Annotated in this window: 22 protein-coding genes; 7 read left to right on the forward strand and 15 right to left on the reverse strand. The window is 66.5% G+C overall.

The features are described from left to right. Positions 1 to 122 precede the first annotated feature (122 nt). Positions 123 to 1,106, forward strand: coding sequence for a CysB family HTH-type transcriptional regulator (locus tag QTH91_RS15315; RefSeq protein WP_286660962.1), 984 nt, complete (start codon positions 123 to 125; stop codon positions 1,104 to 1,106). On the opposite strand, the gene QTH91_RS15320 is transcribed toward QTH91_RS15315, so the two are convergent. Genes QTH91_RS15320 through QTH91_RS15340 form a run of 5 tightly spaced genes read right to left on the reverse strand, consistent with a single transcriptional unit; the run spans position 1,099 to position 6,280 of the window. Further along, positions 1,099 to 2,166, reverse strand: coding sequence for an ABC transporter ATP-binding protein (locus tag QTH91_RS15320; protein WP_286660963.1), 1,068 nt, complete (start codon positions 2,164 to 2,166; stop codon positions 1,099 to 1,101). The genes QTH91_RS15315 and QTH91_RS15320 overlap by 8 nt on opposite strands. Positions 2,167 to 2,180: 14 nt before the next feature. Beyond that, the gene (locus tag QTH91_RS15325; RefSeq protein WP_286660964.1) at positions 2,181 to 3,053 is read right to left on the reverse strand and encodes a carbohydrate ABC transporter permease; all 873 of its coding nucleotides are present in this window, start codon (positions 3,051 to 3,053) and stop codon (positions 2,181 to 2,183) included. Beyond that, positions 3,031 to 3,951: a carbohydrate ABC transporter permease gene (locus QTH91_RS15330; RefSeq protein WP_286660965.1), complete on the reverse strand. Its 921-nt coding sequence runs from the start codon at positions 3,949 to 3,951 to the stop codon at positions 3,031 to 3,033. The genes QTH91_RS15325 and QTH91_RS15330 overlap by 23 nt, the downstream gene beginning before the upstream one ends. Before the next feature lie 2 nt (positions 3,952 to 3,953). Continuing rightward, the gene (locus QTH91_RS15335; RefSeq protein ID WP_286660966.1) at positions 3,954 to 5,300 is read right to left on the reverse strand and encodes an ABC transporter substrate-binding protein; all 1,347 of its coding nucleotides are present in this window, start codon (positions 5,298 to 5,300) and stop codon (positions 3,954 to 3,956) included. A 17-nt stretch (positions 5,301 to 5,317) separates the two neighbouring features. Next, positions 5,318 to 6,280, reverse strand: a complete 963-nt coding sequence (locus tag QTH91_RS15340; RefSeq protein WP_286660967.1) for a TauD/TfdA dioxygenase family protein — start codon at positions 6,278 to 6,280, stop codon at positions 5,318 to 5,320. Between the two features lie 217 nt (positions 6,281 to 6,497). Between QTH91_RS15340 and QTH91_RS15345 the strand changes: the two genes are divergently transcribed. Next, positions 6,498 to 7,571, forward strand: coding sequence for a BamA/TamA family outer membrane protein (locus QTH91_RS15345; protein ID WP_286660968.1), 1,074 nt, complete (start codon positions 6,498 to 6,500; stop codon positions 7,569 to 7,571). 28 nt (positions 7,572 to 7,599) lie between these two features. Here QTH91_RS15345 and QTH91_RS15350 read toward each other — a convergent pair whose 3' ends face one another. The 3 genes from QTH91_RS15350 to QTH91_RS15360 are packed head-to-tail and all read right to left on the reverse strand — an operon-like array spanning position 7,600 to position 11,085. Further along, the gene (locus tag QTH91_RS15350; RefSeq protein ID WP_286660969.1) at positions 7,600 to 9,246 is read right to left on the reverse strand and encodes a hypothetical protein; all 1,647 of its coding nucleotides are present in this window, start codon (positions 9,244 to 9,246) and stop codon (positions 7,600 to 7,602) included. Next, positions 9,233 to 10,027, reverse strand: coding sequence for a CbbQ/NirQ/NorQ/GpvN family protein (locus QTH91_RS15355; protein WP_286660970.1), 795 nt, complete (start codon positions 10,025 to 10,027; stop codon positions 9,233 to 9,235). Before QTH91_RS15355 ends, QTH91_RS15350 begins: the two co-directional genes overlap by 14 nt. A 14-nt stretch (positions 10,028 to 10,041) precedes the next feature. Next, a complete protein-coding gene (locus QTH91_RS15360; protein WP_286660971.1) occupies positions 10,042 to 11,085 on the reverse strand; it encodes an aliphatic amidase in 1,044 nt (347 codons plus the stop codon). Positions 11,086 to 11,209: 124 nt separating this feature from the next. Here QTH91_RS15360 and QTH91_RS15365 point away from each other — a divergent pair, with 124 nt between their 5' ends. The 5 genes from QTH91_RS15365 (at position 11,210) to QTH91_RS15385 (ending at position 15,195) form a co-directional block, all read left to right on the forward strand. After that, positions 11,210 to 11,764: a nucleoside 2-deoxyribosyltransferase gene (locus QTH91_RS15365; RefSeq protein WP_286660972.1), complete on the forward strand. Its 555-nt coding sequence runs from the start codon at positions 11,210 to 11,212 to the stop codon at positions 11,762 to 11,764. 116 nt (positions 11,765 to 11,880) lie between these two features. Continuing rightward, positions 11,881 to 12,369, forward strand: coding sequence for a hypothetical protein (locus tag QTH91_RS15370; RefSeq protein WP_286660973.1), 489 nt, complete (start codon positions 11,881 to 11,883; stop codon positions 12,367 to 12,369). A 62-nt stretch (positions 12,370 to 12,431) separates the two neighbouring features. Further along, positions 12,432 to 12,689: an SWIB/MDM2 domain-containing protein gene (locus QTH91_RS15375; protein ID WP_286660974.1), complete on the forward strand. Its 258-nt coding sequence runs from the start codon at positions 12,432 to 12,434 to the stop codon at positions 12,687 to 12,689. Between the two features lie 339 nt (positions 12,690 to 13,028). Continuing rightward, on the forward strand, positions 13,029 to 14,351 hold the full coding sequence (locus QTH91_RS15380; RefSeq protein ID WP_286660975.1) for a serine hydrolase domain-containing protein: 1,323 nt from the start codon (positions 13,029 to 13,031) through the stop codon (positions 14,349 to 14,351). A gap of 49 nt (positions 14,352 to 14,400) precedes the next feature. After that, positions 14,401 to 15,195 carry a sulfite exporter TauE/SafE family protein gene (locus QTH91_RS15385; protein WP_286660976.1) on the forward strand — a complete coding sequence of 265 codons (795 nt, stop codon included), beginning with the start codon at positions 14,401 to 14,403 and terminating at the stop codon, positions 15,193 to 15,195. 93 nt (positions 15,196 to 15,288) lie between these two features. On the opposite strand, the gene QTH91_RS15390 is transcribed toward QTH91_RS15385, so the two are convergent. The 7 genes from QTH91_RS15390 to paoC form a co-directional block, all read right to left on the reverse strand. Beyond that, a complete protein-coding gene (locus QTH91_RS15390; RefSeq protein WP_286661589.1) occupies positions 15,289 to 16,320 on the reverse strand; it encodes an alpha/beta hydrolase in 1,032 nt (343 codons plus the stop codon). Positions 16,321 to 16,451: 131 nt separating this feature from the next. Continuing rightward, positions 16,452 to 17,303, reverse strand: a complete 852-nt coding sequence (locus QTH91_RS15395; protein WP_286660977.1) for an aldo/keto reductase — start codon at positions 17,301 to 17,303, stop codon at positions 16,452 to 16,454. 38 nt (positions 17,304 to 17,341) lie between these two features. Continuing rightward, entirely contained in the window at positions 17,342 to 17,926 is a 585-nt protein-coding gene (locus QTH91_RS15400; RefSeq protein ID WP_286660978.1) for a flavodoxin, read from the reverse strand. Between the two features lie 26 nt (positions 17,927 to 17,952). Then, positions 17,953 to 18,942, reverse strand: a complete 990-nt coding sequence (locus tag QTH91_RS15405; RefSeq protein WP_286660979.1) for an aldo/keto reductase — start codon at positions 18,940 to 18,942, stop codon at positions 17,953 to 17,955. 16 nt (positions 18,943 to 18,958) lie between these two features. Further along, the gene (locus tag QTH91_RS15410) at positions 18,959 to 19,363 is read right to left on the reverse strand and encodes a carboxymuconolactone decarboxylase family protein (RefSeq protein WP_286660980.1); all 405 of its coding nucleotides are present in this window, start codon (positions 19,361 to 19,363) and stop codon (positions 18,959 to 18,961) included. Beyond that, positions 19,360 to 19,824, reverse strand: coding sequence for a (R)-mandelonitrile lyase (locus tag QTH91_RS15415; RefSeq protein ID WP_286661590.1), 465 nt, complete (start codon positions 19,822 to 19,824; stop codon positions 19,360 to 19,362). Before QTH91_RS15415 ends, QTH91_RS15410 begins: the two co-directional genes overlap by 4 nt. A gap of 40 nt (positions 19,825 to 19,864) precedes the next feature. Beyond that, the gene (gene paoC / locus QTH91_RS15420; protein ID WP_286660981.1) at positions 19,865 to 22,066 is read right to left on the reverse strand and encodes an aldehyde oxidoreductase molybdenum-binding subunit PaoC; all 2,202 of its coding nucleotides are present in this window, start codon (positions 22,064 to 22,066) and stop codon (positions 19,865 to 19,867) included. Between the last annotated feature and the right edge of the window lies 1 nt (position 22,067).

The following is a 22,067-nucleotide window of genomic DNA, read 5'->3' on the forward strand; positions in this document are numbered from 1 at the left end:
GGCCGAATAAGCATTCAACCCATAAGCAAGCAAGAACTCTGTCGTTGGTGTGTGCCCCTCGGCACTCCAGAATGAGTGCGCCCAAAGCTGCCCGGGCCCGACGCTGCCCGCTTGCACCCCTCATGAACTTCCAGCAACTTCGCACCGTCCGAGAGGCCGTGCGCCGCAACTTCAACCTGACCGACGCCGCCGAGGCGCTGCACACCTCGCAACCGGGCGTGAGCCGGCAGATTCGCGAGCTGGAGCAGGAACTGGGCATCGAGCTGTTCGTTCGCGCGGGCAAGCGTCTGACCGGCCTCACAGCGCCGGGCGAGCACGTGCTGCCGATCATCGAGCGCGTGTTGCTGGAGTCTGGCAACCTGCGCAAGGCCGGCGAGGACTTCGCGCATCAGACACGCGGCGAACTCTCGATTGCCGCCACCCACACGCAAGCACGCTACGCCCTTCCCGAAGCTGTGCAGGAGTTTCGCGCCAGGTTCCCGGGCGTGCGGCTGCGGCTGCACCAGGGCTCGCCCCGGCAAGTGGCGCAGATGCTGTTCGAAGGCGAAGCCGACGTCGCCATCGCCACCGAGGGCCTGGCCGACCACGACCAACTCGTCGCCCTGCCCAGCTACAGGTGGACGCATTGCGTGATCGCACCGCCCGGCCATCCGGTGCTCGACGGCACGATCACGCTCGAGCGACTGGCCGAACACGCACTCATCACTTACGACGCCGGACTGACCGGCCGAACGCGCATCGACCTCGCCTTTGCAGGCGCCGGCCTGCAGCCCGATATTGCGCTTGCCGCCATGGACGCCGACGTCATCAAGACCTACGTGGGTCTGGGCATGGGCGTGGGCATCGTGGCCAGCATGGCGTTCGAGGCCGAGCGGGACACCGGCCTTCGCGCTGTGGATGCGGGCCACCTGTTCGGCGTGAACCACACGCGACTGGCGCTGCGTCGCGGCAGCTACCTGCGCCGCTATGTATATGCCTTCATCGAGTCGTTCTCGCCCAGCCTGACGCAGGAGGTGGTGCAGGCGGCGGTGACCGCGCGGGCAGAACCTGCCGCCAGCGCGCAAGTCGAAGGCAGCGGTGAGAACGGGGCCGCAACCCTCAATTGAGTCGAAGCCCGCTGTCGGCGTCGAAAAGATGCGCGTGCGCGGCCTGCGGCCGCAGCGCCAGTCTTTCCCCGGGCCTTGCCTGAAGGCGCTCGCGAAACGCCGCCAACACCTCGTGGCGGCCCAGGCGCAGCGCCACCTGCGTCTCGGCTCCGGTCGGTTCCACCACGATCACCTCGGCACTGTGACTGGTGGAACTCACGAACTCGAAGTGCTCGGGCCGCGCCCCGTAGAGCACTCTGGCACCCTCGGGCGCTGCGCCCTGCACCAGCGGCAGTGACAGGCCATCGTCGGTCAGCACATGGGTACCCGATGCGCCGACGGTGACGCGGCCCGGAATGAAATTCATCGAGGGCGAGCCGATGAATCCGGCAACGAATGCGTTACGCGGCCGGTCGTACAGTTCAAGCGGCGTACCCACCTGCTCCACCCGCCCGTCGCGCAGTACCACGATGCGGTCTGCCATGGTCATGGCCTCCACCTGGTCGTGCGTCACATAGATGGTGGTGGTGCGAAGTCGTTGGTGCAAGGCGCGGATCTCGGTCCGCATCTGTACGCGCAGCTTGGCGTCGAGGTTGGACAGCGGCTCGTCGAACAAGAATGCCTCGGGCCGCCGCACGATGGCACGGCCCATTGCCACGCGCTGCCGTTGGCCGCCCGACAACTGACGGGGCCGCCGATCGAGCAGCGGCGTGAGCCCGAGCACCTGCGCAACCTCCAGCACGCGGGTGTTGATCTCCGCCCGTGGCACACCTTGCAGCTTCATTGCGAAGCCGAGGTTTTCGCGCACCGACATGTGCGGATACAACGCATAGTTCTGGAACACCATCGCGATGCCGCGGTCACGGGGCGCGACGTCGTTGATGACGCGCCCGCCCAGGCGAATCTCGCCGCCACTGATGCCTTCCAGACCTGCGATGGCGCGCAGCAAGGTCGACTTTCCGCAGCCCGACGGGCCGACCAGGGCGACGAATTCGCCGTCAGGGATGTCGATGTCCACGCCGTGGATCACCGGCGTCTGGTCGTAGTGCTTGAAAACGTTGCGCAATTGAAGAGAAGACATTCGGGGTCCTTGGGTCAGTCCTTGACGCTGCCGGCCGTCAGGCCATGCACGAGATAGCGGCGCACCAGCACCGTGAAGATGACCACCGGCAGCGCGACCAGCGTGCCGGCGGCGGCGATCTTGGTCCATTCCCAGCCTTCGTACTGAAGGAAGTTGACGATCGCCACGGGCGCGGTGACCGCCTGCGTCCGGGTCAGGACCAATGCGTAGAAGAAGTCGTTCCACGAGAACACGAAGCACAGCACCGCAGTGGCCGCCAGCCCGGGTGCCGCCAGCGGCAGCGTGATCCGCCAGAAAGCCTGCCAGACGCCGCAACCGTCGATCCAGGCGGCCTCCTCCAGTGCGGGTGGCAAGGACTCGAAGAAGGTCTGCATCAGCCAGATGACGATGGCGAGGTTGAAGGTCAGGTAGACGAGCGCCAGTCCGATCACCGTGTCCTGCAGCCCCAGCCATCGATAAGCCAGGAAGAAGGGGATGGTGAAGGCGATGGGCGGTGCCATGCGCGTGACGAGAATCCACAGCGCCACATTGCGCCGCCATCTGAAGTTCCAGCGCGCGAGCGCGTAGGCGGCAGGCACGCCGACGGCCAGAGAGAGCGACGTCGACAGCGTGCTCACCAGCAGGCTGTTGGCGAACGAACGAGGAAAGTTGCCCTTGAGCAGGCCCATGAACCCATCCAGCGTCGGCTTGAACAACAGTGCGTCGTCGAACACTTGCGCCGCCGGGCGGAATGCAAGCTGCACGAGCCAGAGGAAGGGCAGCAACACCAGGAACAACAGCACGAGGGCGACCAGCACACGCGCGTGCTGGCGCAACCAGCGCGGGCGCCGAATGGCGGCCGGTTGCAGTACTGCCAGGGGAAGATCAATGTTCAGGGTGCTGCTCATGGCTGTTCCATCCCAGCTTGCCCACGGCCCAACTCAACAGGAAGACGCCAGTCAGGATCGCTACTGCGATCGCGCTGCCATACCCCCAGTAGGAGAAGTTGAACGCCTGGATGAAGCCGTAGTAGTTGGTGACTTCGGTGACCGTGCCCGGTCCGCCATCGGTGAGCACATAGATCAGGGGAAAGGCCTTGAAGCTGTCGATCAGCCGGAACAGGCCGCAGACCACCAGCACGGGCCGGATGTGGGGAAAGACGATGTAGCGAAACAACTGCCAGCGGCTTGCGCCGTCCAGATTGGCCGCTTCCACCGGGTCTGGCGGCAGTGTCTGCAGTGCCGCAAGCACCATCAGCATCGTGAAGGGAAACCACTGCCACGTCTCGGCCACCGTGATGGCCCACAGCGCCGTATCCGGGTTGGCGATGAGCGAGCGCACTGGCCAGCCAATCGCCTCCAGGGCTCGATGCATGGGGCTGATGTCCGGCGTGTAGAGGATCTTCCAGATCAAGGCCACGACGACGGGCGGCAGCACCATCGGAATCAGGAATGCCGTCCGGCTTGCGGACAGCACACGCGAGCGCCCGTTGAGCAGCAGGGCGATGCAGAGGCCGAAGCTCAGTTGCAGCGCCACGCTCGACAGCGAGAGCTTGAGCTGCGTGCCGATCGACTGCAAGAAGCGCTCGTCGGCCAGCAGGTGCCGGTAGTTGACGAGTGGGTCGTCGAAGCGGAAGGTGTTCGCCGGATCGGTGAGCGATAGCGGCGTGAGGCTGCCCACCACCAACGCGCCTGCAGGCACCAGGGTGATGGCGACCAGCACCAGCAGCGCCGGTGCCAGGCCAACCATGAAGGCACGCTGGCGCTGCGCCTGCCAACCGGCGCCGCGAAGAAAGACAGCGACCATGGCTAGAGGCTCAACCCGGAGCGCTTGAGCTCGGCGATCGACTGCGCCTGTGCCTGCTGCATCGCCTGCTTTGCCGTGGCCTGCCCGCTGGCGATCAGGGCGATCGCCTTGTTCAGCTGCTGATCGACCTGGGGATAGACCGACACGGTGCGGTACTTCATGTGGCCGCTCTTCTGAGCCAGCTCGATCGAATCGATCGCCAGTTGGGCAAGGTCACTGCCGTTCACCACTTGCCGCGATCGATAGGCCTGCGAATCGATGTCGCTGCGCCTTGCCGGAGAACCGTAGCCGGCCGCCACGGCACGCCGCGTCGTCTGCTTGGACAGCGCCCATTGGATGAACGCCCACGCCGCCTCCTTGTTCTTCGAGCCGGCCGGTATGCCAAGCCCATGCACGGCCGTACCGGGAAAGCGCCCGGCAGGGCCCTTGGGCACCAGGCCGAACTTCAGGGTGTCGACCGTCTTGCTCGTGTTCCTGTCCCCAAGCTGCGCCAAGTGGAGTTGCCCCGCGTCCGCGAAGTTCACGCGCCCCTGCTTGAGCGCCTGCGTCACCTGGTCGGGCTGGTACGTGATGGCACCGTCGGGGCCGAACTCGCGCAGGAGATTGGCGTAGAAGTCGGCGGCAGCCACGGTCTCCGGCGTGTCGAGCGTGGGGAAGAGATCGTCCGGCGCCTTGCGGAAGACGTCGCCTCCGAAGGCATGCAGGTAAGGCACGAAGGTCCAGCCGTAGTGGCTGTCCGAGACGAATCCTGCCACCCGCTCCTTCTTGTTGACCACGCGCAGCACCCTGAGCAGATCGTCGGTGGTCTCGGGAAAGGCCAGTCCTTCGCGGGCGACAAGATCGAAACGGGACGAAACCGAGAGCAACGCCTCTGCAGTCCACGGGATGCCGTAGAGCTTGCCGTCCTTGCCGGTTTCGGGCGCACGGGCGCCGGGCAGGAAATCCTGGACGTCGAAATCCGGCGAGGTGAGGTTCGGATTGCGCAGATAGTCGTCCAGCGGCGTGAGCCAGCCAGAGCCGATCCAGCGGCTCGAGTAGATGAAAGTGACGTTCACCACGTCATAGGCGGCGCCGCGGGTGGAAAGCTCCAGGTCGACACGCTGGTTGTAGATCGGGAAGGACGGCGCGTCGAAATTGACCTTGGCGCCCGTCGCCTCCTCGAACTCCGGAAGCCACTGCTGCAGCAGCTTGGGATAGGTGGCACTGAAGGTCGAGACGTTGAGCGTCACGCCCTGGAACTTCTTCGCACCGCCCTGCGCCAGCGCGAGCCCTGGCAGAAGCGCACCTGCTCCCAGCGCGGCGCCTGCCGCCAGCACCCGCCGGCGAGAACTGGATTCGATGTGGGTCATCTGCATCGCTCCTGTGTTCAAGCGGTGGCCGCAATGACGGCGTCGACTTGCGAATCGTTGCTGGCATCGGGCCGACGCCGCGTGCGGCTGCGCTGTCCATCGACCGAAACGGCCGCCTCGCCATGCACGGTGACGCGGCGAACCACACGCGGCTGGTTGCCGTAGTCGTTGACGGCGTAGTGCTGCGTTGCGCGGTTGTCCCAGATCGCCACGTCGTCCTTCTGCCACTGCCAGCGAACGGTGTTTTCGAGCCGCACGGCACGCGACTGCAACAGCTCGAACAGGCGCTGCGATTCGTTGCTGGACAGGCCCACGATCTTCTTGAGGAAATGACCAAGGATCAGCGCGCGCTCCCCGGTTTCGGGATGGACATGCACCAGCGGATGCTCGGCCTCGTAGTGGGCCGACACGAACACATCTCGGTGATGGCGCAGGCGTTGCTCCGAAAGATCCGATCGGTCGGCCGCATAGTCGTAGTCGTTGCCGTGTACCGCCCACAGCGATTCGACGAGGCGCTTGAGCGCATCGGGCAGCACTTCGTAGGCACGCGCTGTATTGGCCCAAACCGTGTCGCCGCCATAGGCCGGAATGGTCACGCCGCGCAGAATCGAAATCTTGGGAAAGGCCTCCACGAAGGTCACGTCGGTGTGCCAGGAGTCAGCCCGGCCGCCCCCTTTCGATGCATCGAGCTCCAGCAGCTTGGTGTCGCCCGGCGCCGGAACGGTCGGGTGCGCCACGATGCGGCCGAAGCGCTCGCCGAAGGCCTGATGAGAGGCGTCGTCCAGATGCGACTGGCCGCGCACGAACAGCACCTTGTGCGCAAGCAATGCGGCCTTCAGGTGTGCGAAGGTTTCGTCGGTCAGTTGTTCATCCAGCCGAAGGTCGAGGACCTCGCCGCCGATGTGCCCGGAGACGCGACGGATGCGCAGGTCGCCAAAGCGGGTGTCGATGTTGTCGTTGTGCGTGAGGCTGGCAGTCAAGTGATGCTCCTGAGGAAGGTGATCTCGAAAGAAGCCCGATGCTAGGAACGCTTGCCTGTTTGCGTTGGAAGGTTTGCGCATATCGATAGGCGAGCGGCAATGGAGCGGCGCGTTGCGGTTACCGACGCCGCCGGAGCCGGCATTGCCGGTGATGCCTTAGGATGCGGCGATGCGCCGACACCTCAGATCCTCACTCTGCGCGGCAGCCCTGACTGCCATGACCTGCTTGGTTGCCCATGCGCAATCCGACAGCAGCACTTCGGCGGGTTCCATGCCCGACGGCAGTACTCCCAAAGGCGAACAGGCCGGCTCGCAGAGCCACGACAGATCGCCGTGGCTGCTGGTGCCGCTGGTCAGCAGCAACCCCAAGCTGGGAACTTCGGCCGGAGGCATGGTGGGCTATGTCACGCGCTTCGACGAGCAATCGGAACCATCGCTCTTTGCCGTGCAGGGGCAGACGTCGAACACCTCGTCGACCACCGTGGCAGTGGGCAGCAAGGCGTTCTGGAACGCCGATCGCGAGCGCCTGTCCGTCGGCGCGGTGGGCGGCAAGGTCAGCAACGACTACCTCGACTTCCTGGGCACCGGGCGCGAGGTGCGCTCCGACGAGAACCTGCGTGCCTTCTTCGTGCGCTACCAGCACGAAGTGCTGCCCAACTGGTATGTGGGTGCGCAGGCGCTCTATGCCAACTACGCCGTCGACGGGCTGGACCCGACGTCCGACCTGATCCTGGAGCAGGCGGGCCTGGCCGGGCTGGTGTCTGCCGGCGCCGGCCTGATCACCTCGTACGACACGCGCGACAACACCAACAACCCCACGAGCGGCGTCTATGCGCAGTTGCACAACCTCGCCTATCGCGAAAGCCTGGGCAGCGACGACAACTACGATGCCCTGACCGCAGACATCAAGTGGTATGCCACCACCGGCAAGAACAATGTGCTGGTGGCGCATGCCAAGGGCCGCTGGACCAAGGACGCACCGGCCTCGCGCGAGAGCACGGTCCAGCTTCGCGGCTACACCTCGGGGCAGTACCTGGGCCGCAACGCGCTCACGCTCGAAGTGGAAGACCGCTACATGGTCTTGCCGCGCTGGGGCGTGAAGGCATTCGCCGGCGTGTCATGCCTGTACGGCGATGGCAAGAGTTGCAGCGGCGACCAGGTCTATCCGATGGTCGGCGGCGGCGTGTTCTTCATCGTCAAGCCCGAAGCGAACATGGTCGTCAGCGCCGAGTTCGCCAAGGGCAAGGACGAGAACCAGGGCTTCTACCTGACCTTCGGGCACCGCTTCTAGCCGGCGCTCGCTCCGCGTCGGCGCACGGCTATCGGTCCAGCAGCCGCGCAATGGTGCGCGTCCACGACGCGACGTCGGGGCCGGCAGCCGCCGTGGCACCCATGCCGAACACCAGTTGGGCCGCATGCCCGCCTTCGGATGCGGGGCGCAGACAGACGACATGCACGCCGGTCCGGCGCGCCGCCTGCACAGCCGCATGCGCGTCCGCGGCCAGATGCCCGTCCAGATGCACGTCGACGTCATGCGGCTCGCCGTCGCCAAGCACGACGACCCAGCGCCCTTCGTCGGATCGAGCGGCCAAGTGGCGAGTGCCGTGGCGCAGCACCGCGCCCAGGCGCGTCGACAAGCCGGCACGCAGGCCAGCCAGTCGCGCCGCGGCCTGCGCATCCCACGGCGCGCCGTAGTCGAGCACGCGATGCATCTGCACACGATGCCGCCCGTCGGAACAGAAACCATGGATCGACACGCGCCACCCCGCTCGCAGCATGGCCTGCGCCAGCGTGGCGGCCTGCGCACACTGGCGATCGAGGGCGCGGGCGCCGGTGTCCGCCAGCCGGGCGGCGCTGGATGCCGACGCATCCACCAGCAGCGCGGCGGCCATGCGCCGCGGCACGGTGCGCGTGCGCTGGTAGGGACGCAGTGACGCGCCCGACAAGCCAGATCGCTGCAACACCGCCAACTGCACGGCTTCGCGCAGGTCGATCTCGTCGCCAGACAGCGCATGGGGTTGCCAGCTGCGCGCATCCCGGGCCGCGCGCGCCAGCGCCTGAACGAGCGCAAGCGGCGGCGGGGATGCGTCGACCGGCGCCATTGCAACATCCGCCTCGGGCGCCGGCCCTTCGCTGACGGTGCACCAATCGCTGCGCATCACGGCGGCGCGATGGTCCCACTCCGGATAGCGCCAACTCAAGAGGGTCGCGGGCGGCGGCTCTTGCAGGGTCCGTTCGCGCGGCGTTGCCGGCGCCGGGGCGGGTTGCGGCTTGGAGGCCTGAAGGCTTTCGGCGTGCCACAGCCAGCGGTTGTCGTCCCGGTAGTACGGTTGGGGGCGATGCATGCGCAGGTTGAAGCCCATGCGCATCTGGCCGATGTCGTGGCCGAGCGTCGATGCCAAGGCACGCATCTGTCGCGCATCGGGTACGCGCAGCACGCGCTGTGCTTGGTCCTGCCAGAACATGGCGCGGCCTTTGCGCACCCAGGGGTGCGGATCGTCGTAGTCGGCATCGGCGAGCGCGCGCGAGAGGCGTGCCATCAGGGCTTCGAAATCGTCGCCGTCCTCCGGGCGTGCCACGTGCTGGCTGCTCCAAAGGCGGGCCAGTCCTGGCAGCTCGCGCGCCGCCAGCGCCTCCGCCCGCGCATCTTCGAGCAGCCCCGTCAGCGCCACGGTGACGGGCGCCGCGCCTTCGCGCATGAACACGCTGCGCGAGAACACGAGGTGGGCGGCGGCATGTGCGCTGGCGGCGCGCAGCCAGTTCGCGCCTTGGTCCGCGTCCAGCCTTGGCGGCACCGGCGGCAGATGAATGCCCGTTCGCGACAGCCAGGGCGCAGGCATCGCCCCATCGGTGCCAGCAGGCACCGCCATCAGCGGCGGCGCAATGCCCCAAAGCATGCGCAGCCACGGGCCGATCATGCGCAACTCATGCGCGGCGCCCGTGTTTTCGGAGTCAGAAGGACGCATCCACGGCCGCCATCAGCGCGTCGCAAAGCGCCGCTTCGTCGGTCAGCGGCACCACCAGCGCGGCGATGCACGCGTCGCGCGCAGACATGCCCTGGCGTAGCAGTTGCGCGGCGCGCACCAGCATGCGGGTCGACGCGCCCTCCTCCAGCCCGTGGCCCGCCAGCCGACGCGTGCGACGGCCCAGCGCCACCAGCGCGGAGGCCATCTCCACATCGACACCGCCTTCACGCATCAGGATCTCGGCCTCGTCTTCCGCATCGGGGTAGCCGAAGCGCATGCCGCAGAAGCGCTGGCGTGTCGAAGGCTTGAGCTCGCGGCTGCCGCCGGGGTTGTAGCTCACCACCAGCATGAAGTCGGGATGCGCGCGGATCACCTCGCTCGCCCGATCCAGCGGCAGCATGCGCCGCGTGTCGGTCAGGGGATGGATCGCGACCACGGTGTCGGGCCGGGCTTCGACGATCTCGTCCAGGTAGCAGATGCCGCCGTGGCGCGCCGCCAGCGCCAGCGGCCCGTCCTGCCAGCGGGTGGCACCGTCTTCCAGCAGCCAGCGGCCCAGCAGATCGCCTGCAGTGGTGTCTTCGTTGCAGGCCACGGTGACGAGCGGACGGCCCATGCGCCAGGCCATGTGCTCGATGAAGCGCGTCTTGCCGCAGCCGGTCGGGCCCTTGAGCAGCAGCGGCAAGCGGCGTGACCATGCCGCCTCGAAGCGATCGCACTCGTCGCCCTGCGGCTGGTAATAGGGCTCGCTGCCCAGGCGCCATGCCGCCAGCGGATCGCTCATGCCGCGCCTCGTTTTCAGCGGTGCGTGGCCGCGCTGTTTTCGTTGGGAATGCCTTCGATCGGCGCCTCGGCCGTGCCGACGGTCTTGCGGGTGAACGACTCGACCATCTCCCGCGTGCCTTGCGGATCGGCGATCCACTTGCCATAGAACTCGTAGGGACAGGCAGCCACGCCCTGGTCGCCTTCGCCGGAATTGATCATGCCGGTGTAGCCTCGGTGCAGCAGCTTGAACAGGTGGTTCTCGCTCTGGCCGTTCTTGCGGAAGTCGCGGATCAGGCTCTTGGAGAGCGCGGCGTACTGCACGCCCATCTCTTCTTCGCCGCATTCGCCGAGCGTGCGGCCGTCGAAGCCGATCACGGCCGAATGGCCGAAGTACGAATACACGCCATCGAAGCCTGCAGCGTTGGCCACCGCCACGTAGGTGTTGTTGGCGAAGGCCATGGCCTTGCTGATGAGGATCTGCTGTTCCTTGGCGGGATACATGTAGCCCTGGCAGCGCACGATCAGCTCGGCGCCCTTCATGGCGCAGTCGCGCCAGATCTCGGGGTAGTTGCCGTCGTCGCAGATGATCAGGCTCATCTTCAGGCCCTTGGGACCGTCGCTCACGTAGGTGCAGTTGCCCGGATACCAGCCCTCGATGGGCACCCAGGGCATGATCTTGCGGTACTTCTGGACGATCTCGCCCTGGTCGTTCATCAGGATGAGCGTGTTGTAGGGCGCCTTGTTCGGATGCTCCTCATGGCGCTCGCCGGTGAGCGAGAACACGCCCCACACCTTGGCCTTGCGGCAGGCCTGCGCAAAGATCTCCGTCTCGAAGCCGGGAACGGACGCCGCGTTCTCGTACATCTCCGCGCTGTCGTACATGATCCCGTGGGTGCTGTATTCCGGAAAGATCACCAGGTCCATGCCCGGCAGGCCCGCCTTCAGGCCCACCACCATGTCGGCGATCTGCTTGCAGTTGGCCAGCACCTCGGCGCGCGTGTGCATGCGGGGCATCTTGTAGTTGACCACTGCCACGCCGACGGTGTCGTGGCTGCTCGATATGTCGCCGTGGATCATTGGCTTTCCTCGTCGTGTCGATGGGGTTGCGTGGGTGAACGGCGCTCATGTTGCTTCGGCGTGCGCGCCCACGGCATACGTTGATTGACGTATCGAGCGCCATGCACCGACGACAATCGGTCTCATGCCTTCGAACGATTCTGCCCAGCGCGCCGCACCGCGCATCTATCTCGCCGGCCCCGATGTCTTTCGTGCGGACTGCGCGCCGTTCTTCGCCGCCCTGAGCACGGCGTGCAAGCGTCTGCACCTCGTGGCCGTGCCGCCCTCGGACGGCAACCTGCCCCACGGTTTCGACGGCGACGACCAGGCGCATGCGCAACGCATCTACGACGACAACATCGCGCTCATCAAAACCTGCGATGGCGTGATTGCCAACCTGGCGCCATTTCGCGGCCTCGAACCCGATTCCGGCACGGTGTTCGAAGTGGGCTTTGCGGTCGCGCTCGGCCTGCCGGTCGTGGGCTATGGCATTCCGGCCAGCACCTACGCGCAACGCGTGGGCGAACAGATCGAATGCCAACCGGACGCCCAAGGCGTGCTGCGCGAGCGCGCCAGCGGCCTGATGGTCGAAGGCCTGGGCCAGCGCGCCAACCTCATGCTCACCCGCTCCGTGCTGGCGCTCGCCGACGATGCCGAGGATGCGCTCGCACGCCTGGCCCGCCACTTTCGCGTCGGTTGAGCAGGCCGCCACGCCCTGAGCGAGGGGCCAGCGGATCGGCTGCGTACATACGTTGATTGACGTATGGCGCGCCAACGTCAGAATGCGCGTCCTGGAGACAGCCGGAGACATCCATCATGCGCATCCCGAAGATGGTCTGGGCGGGCGTCGTCGCCGCGCTCGCGGCAGCGCTGGGCGCAACGGCGGCCCATGGCGCCGGACAGTACGAATCGACGCTGGACGGGCATCCGTCCGTCACCCGCTACGTCTCCAACGACGCACCCTTCGTGGTGTTTGGCGTCACGCCCACGCACCTGGACGGCCAGGGCGGCCCGCTGACGCTGACCTTCATCGCCACCGACCGGCTGGAGCAGGTCAACGTGTTCCCCTTCGTTCGATCGGCGCCGGGCGGCCAGGCGGTCATGCGCAGCAAGGTGGCTTGCGGCCCGCGCGATGCCGGTTCGTGGAATTGCTCCGTGCCCGTGGCCGATCTGCTGGAGCGGATGGACAGCTCCGAAGGCCAGTTGGGCCTGCGCATCGAGGCCCAGGGCGAACTGCACGACCTTCGCCAGCACAGCACGGTCATCGTCACGTTGCCGGTGCGCCGGCGCTCGCCTTCGCTGTAGCCCGGGCACCGCCGTTTGGCCGCCGGCCGGGCGCTTTTCCTTGCGCCCGTAGAATCCGCCCCATGACCACTGAAAAGAAGCAAACCGCGTTCACGCGCGCTCTGACCCCCAGCAACGAACTGGCAGCCATCATTGGCGCCACGCCTCAGCCTCGTACTCAGGTCACCAAGCTGCTGTGGGACTACATCAAGGCCAACAACCTGCAAAACCCCGCCAACAAGCGCAACATCCTTTGCGATGCCAAGCTCCAGGCGGTGATGGGCAAGCCTGAAGTCACGATGTTCGAGATGTCCGGCCTGGTCGGAAAGCACCTTTCCTGATCCGAACCCGCAGTGCGGGAGACGACGCAGGAAGCCGCCGACGCCTGTCGGCCCGTGCTTGCATGCAGTATTGGCACGCGCTGATGCACAGACCCCGCCACTGTTGAGACACTGACTTCACGGCGCCGGCCAAGCCCTCACGGGTACCCCGGAGTCGCAGGGGCCCTCCGACCAAGACCACTTGGCGGAGGGCTTTCTGTTTTGTGGCGCCCTGAAAGCTGAACGCCGCAAAGTGGCAAGGCGTTACATCCCGGGTTCGCAAAGCCGAACACCCCATGACGCATGGCGTCCTAGACTTTTTGGCTGCCGCAAGGGCAGAACCAAAGAGAGACAAGACCCATGAGATCCAAGACCGCCACCCTGACTGTCACCTGCACGGCCATTGCCGCCGCATTCCTCTGCCTCAGCGCAGCCGCGCAGTCCCCCGCCCCGCTCGACGCCGCGGCCTCCGACCCGGCCGTGATGGGCTGGATGAAGGGCGCACCGCCGCCGGCCGACAAGACCATCCAGCGCGCCGACGCCAGCTACTACAAGTTTCCCCAGACCCGTTGGTCCTTCTCCAACTGGAGCCAGTTCATGCCCACCCACAGCGTGTGGCGCGGCGAAGGAGCGGTGGCCAAGCTTTCGGGCGCTTCTGACGGCAAGCTGGAGCAGCTGCACTTCAAGCCCATGAACGGCGGCCAGGACATGACCGTCGCGCAGGCCCTGGCCGCCGGCTATACCGATTCGGTGGTCGTGCTGCACAAGGGCAAGATCGCCTACGAGCGCTATTGGGGCGTGACCAGCGCGCACACGCAACACATCGCGATGTCGGTCACCAAGTCCTTCGTCGGCACCCTGGCCGCGACGCTCATCGCCGAGGGCAAGCTCGACCCCAAGGCCCTGGTCACGCAATACATCCCCGAACTCAAGGAGTCAGGCTTCGCCCAAGCCACGGTGCAGGACGTGCTGGACATGACCAGCGGCGTGCGCTTCTCCGAAAACTACGCCGACCCCAAGGCCGAGATCTGGACCTACGTGCGCGCGGGCGGCATCTTGCCGCGCCCCGCCGACTACAGCGGCCCGACCAATTTCTACGACTTCGCGAAGACGGTGGACAAGGCGAACGAACCCGGTTCGACCTTCGCCTACCAGACCGTCAATTCGGATGTGGCCGGCTGGCTGGTGCGCCGCGTCTCGGGCAAGAACGTGGGCGAGCTTTTGTCGGAGCGCATCTGGAGCAAGCTCGGCGCGGAGCGCGACGGCATCTTCGCGCTCGATTCGGCGGGCAACGAGTTCGCCGGCGGCGGCCTGAATGTGACCACCCGCGACCTGGCCCGCTTCGGCGAGATGATGCGCCTGGACGGCCGCTACAACGGACAGGTCATCGTGCCCAAGGCCGCCGTCGACAGCATCCGCGCCGGCGGCAACCGCGAAGTGTTCGCGACGCCGGCCAACGCGCTGCTTAAGGGCTGGAGCTACAAGGACATGTGGTGGATCTCGCATGACGACCACGGCGCCTACATGGCCCGCGGCGTTCATGGCCAGGCCATCTACATCGATCCGAAGGCGCAGGTCGTGATCGCCCGCTTTGCCTCGCACCCCGCGGCAGCCAACTCGGCGAGCGATCCGGTCATGCTGCCGATGTACCGCGCGATCTCGGACGAACTGATGCAGCACTGAGGCGAAGCGACGGCGCGGCCGGATGGGCGCCATCGCCCATACTCCACGCATGATCTGGATCGCACTCTACTTCGCCACCGGCGCCTTCGTGGGCTTTCTGGCGGGGCTTCTCGGCATCGGCGGGGGGATGACGCTGGTGCCTGTGCTGGCGGCGATGTTCACGGCGCAGCAGTTCGCGCCGGACCATGTGGTGCATCTGGCCTTGGGAACGGGCATGGCGTCGATCATGTTCACTTCCAGCGCCAGCGTGCGTGCGCACCATCGCCTGGGCGGCGTCGACTGGGCCCTGGTGAAGCGCCTGGGCCCGGCCATGGTCGTCGGGGCGCTACTGGCCACCGCGATGTCGGCATGGGTGCCGCAGCGCGCACTGGCCCTGGCCTTCAGCGCCATCGTCTACGCGGGGGCCACGCAGATCCTGCTGGGGCGCAAGCCGTCGGCCGCGCGCACGCTGCCGGGCACGCCTGCCCTGGTCGGTATCGGGCTCGTGATCGGCGTGATCTGCGGGCTCGTCTCGGCGGGCGGCGCTTTCCTCACCGTGCCGTTCATGCTGTTCTGCGGGGTCTCGATGACCACCGCGATCGGCACCGGCGCCGCCCTGGGCGTTCCGGTGGCCGTGATGGGCACGCTGGGCTATGTGTTCAGCGGCTGGAGCGTCCCGGGCCTGCCGCCCCTCGCACTGGGTTTCGTCTACGGCCCCGCGCTCGCCGGCATCGTGGCCGGCAGCGTGCTGACCGCGCCGATGGGTGCCCGCGCCGCGCATCGGCTGCCCATCGTCCTGCTGCGCCGCGTCTTCGCCGGCCTGCTCTACCTGCTGGCGACGAAGATGCTGTGGACCTACCTGTAGGGCCCGCCTGCCTGCAGTGCCCGCTGGGGCCGCCCCGTCAACGTCTTTCAGATCGTGCCGTGCGCTCAGTGCCGCCCGACAACGCCCGAATCCTCAGTCCAGGTTCTTGCGGGCCAGAAAGTCCGACATCAGATCGGCAATCTGCACGTTGTTCAGATCTGAAAATGGAAAGTGCGTGTTGCCCCGGATGCCGATCTGGGGCAAGTGCACCAAGGTGGCATCGCCCCCGTGTCGATTGATGGCCTCGACCCAGAGCCGGGCCATCGCGAGCCGAACCCGCCAGTTGTCTTCGCCGGGATTCGGCGAGGGCTGCGCGGGAATGTTGTCGCCATAGAAGACCACGATGGGGACGCGCGTCAGCTTGTCGAACTCGGCCTTTGCCACCTCGACCGCTTCGAGCGGCCCCGCCGCGCTAGGCATCGCGGGCGGCGCTTCGCCGGAAGGAAAGACGAAGCCGCTGCCGGGCTCATAGGCGACGACCCCGCGCACCTGCGGGTTCATCATGGCCACGGTCCATCCAAGTCCCCCGCTGTGCGAATGTGTCACAAGCACACCCGGCCCGATCTTGTCGAACAATGCGGACACCGCCTGGGTGGCCACCTGAGGGTCGAAGGGCCCTGTGTCGGGAACCATCTGGCGGAAATACTGATTGAGCGCCTCGGCGTCCCGCGAGAACTGCACACCCGCAAAAAACTCCGGCCAGCGGCCCAGCCTGAACATGTTGAACCAGCGCTGATCGTCGGGCGTTGCGCTGACACTCCCGGCGACCGTGCTCCGCCCCGCCCCTGCCCGGCGCGGCTGATCGACCAGATAAACCGGGAAGCCCCGACGCAGGAAGATCGTCTGGTAGCCCTCCCTGCCGTCAGCCGTGGTCTCCCACGTCTTTCCGAACTGGCCAAATCCATGCCACATGACGAGCGGAAGCTGGCGCCGGTTCTGCGGCACCTGATAGAAGACGCGCGCATGGTCGCCGTGCAGGGTCTGCCCCTGCGGCATGACGGGACGAGCCGGGTCAAACGTGCCCGGCTGCCGCACCACCGTGCCACCGACCGCAAAGCTGCCTTGTGCCTGAATCACCAACGGCGCCTGCTCGACCACCCTGCCAGGTGCAGTGACTGCAGCCATTGGCGCCGCCGCATTCTCCGCAGCGACTGCCACGCCGGAGAGGATCAGGCTGGCCGCCGCGCACGCGCGCAGGAACCTTGAAGCTTGCTCGCCAAGCGGCAGCCCGGCGATCAGGCAAATTGGGTTCGCCATCAGACGTCCAGCCGCCGTTCGCTCATCCACTTGACGATGGCCGGATCGCGGTGCGAGAAGAAGCTGCTCGTGCCTGCTTCCAACGTCCCGATCTGCGCCATGTCCTCTTCGGCCAACGCAAAGTCGAAAATGTCCAGGTTCTCCACGATGCGCTCCTTGCGCACGGATTTCGCCAGTGCCACGACCCCCCGCTGCACGAGCCATCGAAGCACAACCTGCCCGATCGACTTGCCATGCTTTTCCGCAATCGCCCCCAACACAGGGTTCTGGAACAGGTGGTTGCGCCCCTCGGCGAACGGTGCCCACGCTTCGGCCTGAACGCCGTTCTCACGCATGAAGGCAACGGCGTCTTCCTGCTGATGAAATGGATTGATCTCGATCTGGTTGACCGCCGGGGCAATCTCGTTGAAGGCCTTGATGTCCATCACTCGATCCGGGTGGAAGTTGCTCAGGCCGATCGCGCGCAGCTTGCCGGCCTTCTGCGCTTCTTCCATGGCGCGCCACGAACCATGGACGTCGCCGAAGGGCTGATGGATGAGGTAGAGATCGAGATGGTCGAGTCGCAACCGCTGCAGCGACTTGTCGATGGCCGCTCGCGTGCGCTCGAAGCCGGCGTCTTGCACCCAGAGCTTGCTCGTGACGAACAGCGACTCGCGTGGCACGCCGCTGGCACGCAGGCCGCGGCCCACGGCTTCTTCGTTCATGTAGGACGCCGCGGTGTCAATGAGGCGATAGCCGGCCGCGATGGCATCCGCAACGCTGCGCTCGCATTCTTTGGCGTCGGCGATCTGGAAGACACCGAAGCCGACGATGGGCATCTCGATGCCGTTGTTCAAAGTGACGTGTTGCATGGCATGTTGCCTCTCTCAGGGGTTGTGACGTATGTCGGCTATCGCCGAAAAGGTTGTTGGCGAAGCCAGTGATCCACGCGCTCCATGACCTGGCGCTCCTGCTCGCCCTGCATCACGAAGCCTTCCTGAAGGCGCGCCGCCGGCGCATGCCGGGCGATCACGTCGCGGCTGTTGCCCACGCCGTAGCCGCCATGCGTGATGAAGGGAATCAGCGTCTTGCCCGCCAGATCGTGCGCCGCCAGGAAGCTTCGGACAATCGGCGGCGCTGTCTCGCCCCAGATCGGAAAGCCCAACAGCACGGTGTCGTAGCGGTCGATGTCGGCCACCTTCGCCCTGAGCGCCGGCTGGGTGGCGCGGTCGCGCTCCTGACGTGCCTGTTCAACGGTGGCCAGGTAGTCCTCGGGATAAGCGGTCGCCGGTTCGATCTCGAACTCCTGCGCGCGCAGCGCGCGCCGAAGCAATCCGGCCACGACACGCGTATTGCCTGTGCGAGAGAAGCAGGCGACGAGTACGGTCGAGTCCGTCGTCGACGGCGCTGCGTCTTGCGCTTCGGCCAGCGTCGAGCGGCCGAACGCGACGCCTGCCAGCGAAGACAGCAGCAGGCGGCGAGTCGGGTCATTCATCGAAGGCATTCGCCGATCCCCGAGATCTAGCGGCCGACCCGAGCTTGCAGCGCAGCCGGATAGCGCTCGCCCTTCACCGCGACCTGCGCCAAGGCGTCGGCCATCTTCTTCAGGTCGGCCGGCGAAAGCTCCAGCCTCGCGGCGCCCATGTTTTCTTCGAGGCGCGGCAGCTTCGTCGTGCCCGGAATCGGCACGATCCACGGCCTTTGCGCCAACAGCCAGGCGAGCGCCACCTGCGCGGGCGTGGCCCCCATTTCCTTGGCAATGCTGCGCAGCAATTCGACGAGCGCTTGGTTGGCCTGCAGCGCTTCGCTGGCAAACCGGGGCACGACGCTGCGGAAGTCGTCACTGCCGAAGGTGGCATCCGGCCCTACCGTGCCGGTCAAAAAGCCCTTGCCCAGCGGGCTGAAGGGCACGAAGCCGATGCCCAACTCCTCCAGCGTGGGAAGCACGTCCTTCTCCGGCTCACGCCACCAGATCGAGTACTCGCTTTGCAAGGCGGTCACCGGCTGAACGGCATGCGCGCGCCGGATCGTCTGCACGCCGGCCTCGGACAAGCCAAAGTGCTTCACCTTGCCGGCCTGGATGAGGTCCTTGACGGCGCCGGCCACGTCTTCGATCGGCACGTCCGGATCGACGCGGTGCTGGTAAAGCAGATCGATGACGTCGGTCCGCAGTCGTTTGAGAGAACCCTCGACCGCCTTCTTGATGTGCTCGGGACGACTGTTCAGGATCTGCTGCTTGCCGTCGTCGCCAAAAGTGAAGCCGAACTTGGTGGCAAGCACCACGCGGTCGCGCACCGGTTCAAGTGCCTCGCCCACGACTTCCTCATTGAGATAGGGACCATAGACTTCGGCGGTGTCGAAGAAAGTCACGCCGCGTTCGACCGCGGCGCGGATCAGGGAGATGGCCTGCCTGCGGTCGGTCGCAGGACCATAACCGTGGCTCAGACCCATGCAGCCGAGGCCGAGGGCCGAGACCTGCAGGCCGCTACGGCCCAGTTGTCGAAGTATCACGAATCGACTCCTTCTCTTACTTTTTCTGAAAGACGTCCTTGGCCACCGAGATGGCGGTGACGGAACTTGGCCAGCCGGCGTAGAAGGCCAGGTGGGTAATGGTTTCGACGACCTCGTCCTGCGTCACGCCGTTGTCGCGTGCGCGGATCAGGTGCGAGCGCAACTGGTCGGGCCGGTTCATGGCAACCAGCGCACTCACGGTGACCAGGCTGCGGTCGCGCGGCGACAGTCCGGGGCGTTTCCAGACGTCGTCGTAGAGCACGTCGTCGGTCAGTTGCGCAAACTTCGGCGCGATGTCGCCGAACATGCGCTGCGCTGGCGTTTGCGTAGGGGCAACCGGCGCCTGGGCCTGCGCATTGGCGCCGAAGGCAACAGCCACGGCCAGTGTGCCGACGGCCAGGAGAATGGGATTCGATGTCATGGGCGTACTCCGTATTGGGCGTCGCTGACTTTTTCCAGCCAGTTGACCGACTTGCCATCGACCGGTTCGGTGATGGCCATGTGCGTCATGGCCGTGGTGGCGCTGGCGCCATGCCAGTGCTTTTGGCCAGGTGGAATCCACACCACGTCGCCGGGCCGGATATCGTGCACCGCGTCGCCCCAGCGCTGCACATGGCCCGAGCCTGCCGTGACGACCAGGGTCTGCCCCGCCGGATGCGTGTGCCAGGCCGTGCGGGCGCCGGGTTCGAACGTCACGTACGCGCCGGTCGCATGGGTCGTGGGGCGAGTCTGGAAGAGCGGATCGACCCGCACCGCGCCCGTGAACGATTGCGCGGGCCCTTTGAACGAAGCCTGTGTACCGTTGCGGCTGACCTGCACGCTGCTTTCGGACTGCGCGAATCCCGATGCCGCCATGGACAGGGAAATGGCCGTCATTGCCATGGATTTCAATGCATGCTCCTTGCTTGATGTCGAGGTGGGCTCAGGCGGACGTCACCGGCGGCATCTTGCCGATCAGCTTGTCCAGCGTGACCGGGTAGTCCCGCACACGCACGCCGGTTGCGTTGTAGATGGCGTTGGCCACGGCCGCCGCCACGCCGCAGATGCCCAGTTCGCCCACGCCCTTGGCCTTCATCGGTGAAGAGATGGCGTCGGTCTCATCCATGAAGACCACTTCCTGATGCGGAATGTCGGCATGCACCGGCACTTCGTAGCCGGCCAGATCGTGGTTGACGAAAAAGCCCAGGCGCTTGTCGATCGCCAGCTCTTCCATCAGCGCCGCGCCCACCCCCATCGTCATGGCGCCGATCACCTGGCTGCGCGCGGACTTGGGGTTAAGAATCCGGCCCGATGCGCACACGGCCAGCATGCGGCGAACCCGCACCTCGGCGGTGTAGGCATCCACGGCCACCTCGACGAAGTGCGCGCCGAAGGTGGACTGCTGGAAGCGCTTGTTCAGCTCGGCGAATTCGATGGTGTCTTCGGCCACGATGGGGGTGTCGCCGGCCAGGCCGGCCAGAGGCACGCTGCGTCCGCCCGCGGTGACCAGGCCATCGGAGAAGCTCGCACCCGACACGTCCACGCCCACGCGCGCCGCCACGGCTTCGCGCAGCTTCACGCACGCCGCATACACGCCGGCGGTGGAGCAGTTGGCGCCCCATTGGCCGCCCGAGCCCGCCGAAACCGGGAAGGTCGAATCGCCGAGCCGAACGACCACCCGCTCCAGCGGCACGCCCATCATCTCGGCCGCGGTCTGCGCGATGATGGTGTAGCTGCCCGTGCCGATGTCCGTCATGTCGGTTTCCACCGTCACCAGGCCCTGGCGGTCGAGCGCAACGCGTGCGCCGGACTTGGTGACCTGGTTGTTGCGGAAGGCCGCGGCCATGCCGGTGCCGATCCACCAGCGGCCTTCGCGCCGCTGCGCCGGCTTGGTGCTGCGCTGTGCCCAGCCGAAGCGCTCGGCGCCGACGCGCATGCACTCGACCAGTTGGCGCTGCGAGAACTTGCGTTCGGGCTTTGCCGGGTCGACCTGCGTGTCGTTGATCACGCGCAGTTCGAGCGGGTCCATGCCGAGCTTTTCGGCCAGTTCATCCATGGCGATCTCCAGCGCCATGAGACCGGGCGCCTCCCCGGGGGCGCGCATGGCGTTGCCCTCGGGCAGGTCGAGCGTGGCCAGGCGCGTGCCGGTCAGCCGGTTCTCGCCTGCGTAGAGCCAAAGCGTCTGCTGCACCGCGTTCTCCGGCTTGCCGCCGACGAGGTTGCCAGACCAGCTCTCGTGTCCGATGGCAGTGAGCTTGCCGGCCTTCGTCGCGCCAAGGCGGATGCGCTGGATCGTCGCAGGCCGGTGAGTGCTGTTGTTGGCCATCAACGGACGTTGCATCGCCACCTTCACCGGCCGCTTGACTGCGCGCGCGCCCAGGGCCGCCAGCAGCGCGTCGGCGCGCAAGAACAGCTTCGCGCCAAAGCCGCCGCCGACGTAGGGCGAGACGACATGCACCTTGTCGCGGCCGATGCCCAGCGTGGTCGCCAGCTCGGACGCGTTCCACTCGATCATCTGGTTGGAGGTCCAGATCGTGAGCTTGTCGCCGCTCCAGGCCGCCGTGGTGGCAAACGGCTCCATCATCGCGTGCGAATGGTCGGGCGTGGAATAGGTCGCGTCCAGTTGCACCTCGGACTTGGCGAACGCACCGGGGAAGTCGCCGATGGCGCTGTTGCGGTCGATCGTCTTGCGGTCGGTCGCGGCCCTCGCATCGGCCAGGTCGTAGACGCCGTCGGCGTGGGTGTATTGCACCTTCAGCAAGTGCGCCGCGGCGCGTGCCTGCTCGAAGCTCTCGGCCACCACCAGCGCGATGGCCTGATGGTAGTGCTCCACGTTCGGCCCGCCCAGCAGCCTCGCGGTGTTGTAGCTGCCCTTGCCGAGCTTGCCCGCGTTATCCGCCGTCACGATGGCCAGCACGCCGGGCGCAGCCTTGGCGCGCGCCTGGTCGATGGCAGCGATGCGGCCCTTCGCGACGTCGGCGCCGACGATATAGCCATAGGCGGCGTGGGGAGCCACGTCCTGGCGCTCGTAGGCATAGCGCGCCGTGCCGGTGGTCTTCAGCGGACCGTCGATGCGGTCCACCGGCTTGCCGACGACCTTGAGCTGATCGATGGGGTTGGTGGTGGCGGGGGTGTCGAACCTCATC

The sequence above is a fragment of the Variovorax dokdonensis genome (assembly GCF_030316895.1).
In the GTDB taxonomy this organism is placed as follows: domain Bacteria; phylum Pseudomonadota; class Gammaproteobacteria; order Burkholderiales; family Burkholderiaceae_C; genus Variovorax; species Variovorax dokdonensis.

Excerpts from the sequence above, each read along its gene's own strand:
- QTH91_RS15315 (WP_286660962.1), top strand. The coding sequence starts at position 123 with ATGAACTTCCAGCAACTTCGCACCGTCCGAGAGGCCGTGCGCCGCAAC.
- QTH91_RS15320 (WP_286660963.1), bottom strand. The coding sequence starts at position 2,166 with ATGTCTTCTCTTCAATTGCGCAACGTTTTCAAGCACTACGACCAGACG.
- QTH91_RS15325 (WP_286660964.1), bottom strand. The coding sequence starts at position 3,053 with ATGAGCAGCACCCTGAACATTGATCTTCCCCTGGCAGTACTGCAACCG.
- QTH91_RS15330 (WP_286660965.1), bottom strand. The coding sequence starts at position 3,951 with ATGGTCGCTGTCTTTCTTCGCGGCGCCGGTTGGCAGGCGCAGCGCCAG.
- QTH91_RS15335 (WP_286660966.1), bottom strand. The coding sequence starts at position 5,300 with ATGACCCACATCGAATCCAGTTCTCGCCGGCGGGTGCTGGCGGCAGGC.
- QTH91_RS15345 (WP_286660968.1), top strand. The coding sequence starts at position 6,498 with ATGACCTGCTTGGTTGCCCATGCGCAATCCGACAGCAGCACTTCGGCG.
- QTH91_RS15350 (WP_286660969.1), bottom strand. The coding sequence starts at position 9,246 with ATGCGTCCTTCTGACTCCGAAAACACGGGCGCCGCGCATGAGTTGCGC.
- QTH91_RS15355 (WP_286660970.1), bottom strand. The coding sequence starts at position 10,027 with ATGAGCGATCCGCTGGCGGCATGGCGCCTGGGCAGCGAGCCCTATTAC.
- QTH91_RS15360 (WP_286660971.1), bottom strand. The coding sequence starts at position 11,085 with ATGATCCACGGCGACATATCGAGCAGCCACGACACCGTCGGCGTGGCA.
- QTH91_RS15365 (WP_286660972.1), top strand. The coding sequence starts at position 11,210 with ATGCCTTCGAACGATTCTGCCCAGCGCGCCGCACCGCGCATCTATCTC.
- QTH91_RS15370 (WP_286660973.1), top strand. The coding sequence starts at position 11,881 with ATGCGCATCCCGAAGATGGTCTGGGCGGGCGTCGTCGCCGCGCTCGCG.
- QTH91_RS15375 (WP_286660974.1), top strand. The coding sequence starts at position 12,432 with ATGACCACTGAAAAGAAGCAAACCGCGTTCACGCGCGCTCTGACCCCC.
- QTH91_RS15380 (WP_286660975.1), top strand. The coding sequence starts at position 13,029 with ATGAGATCCAAGACCGCCACCCTGACTGTCACCTGCACGGCCATTGCC.
- QTH91_RS15385 (WP_286660976.1), top strand. The coding sequence starts at position 14,401 with ATGATCTGGATCGCACTCTACTTCGCCACCGGCGCCTTCGTGGGCTTT.
- QTH91_RS15390 (WP_286661589.1), bottom strand. The coding sequence starts at position 16,320 with ATGGCTGCAGTCACTGCACCTGGCAGGGTGGTCGAGCAGGCGCCGTTG.
- QTH91_RS15395 (WP_286660977.1), bottom strand. The coding sequence starts at position 17,303 with ATGCAACACGTCACTTTGAACAACGGCATCGAGATGCCCATCGTCGGC.
- QTH91_RS15400 (WP_286660978.1), bottom strand. The coding sequence starts at position 17,926 with ATGAATGACCCGACTCGCCGCCTGCTGCTGTCTTCGCTGGCAGGCGTC.
- QTH91_RS15410 (WP_286660980.1), bottom strand. The coding sequence starts at position 19,363 with ATGACATCGAATCCCATTCTCCTGGCCGTCGGCACACTGGCCGTGGCT.
- QTH91_RS15415 (WP_286661590.1), bottom strand. The coding sequence starts at position 19,824 with ATGGCAATGACGGCCATTTCCCTGTCCATGGCGGCATCGGGATTCGCG.
- paoC (WP_286660981.1), bottom strand. The coding sequence starts at position 22,066 with ATGAGGTTCGACACCCCCGCCACCACCAACCCCATCGATCAGCTCAAG.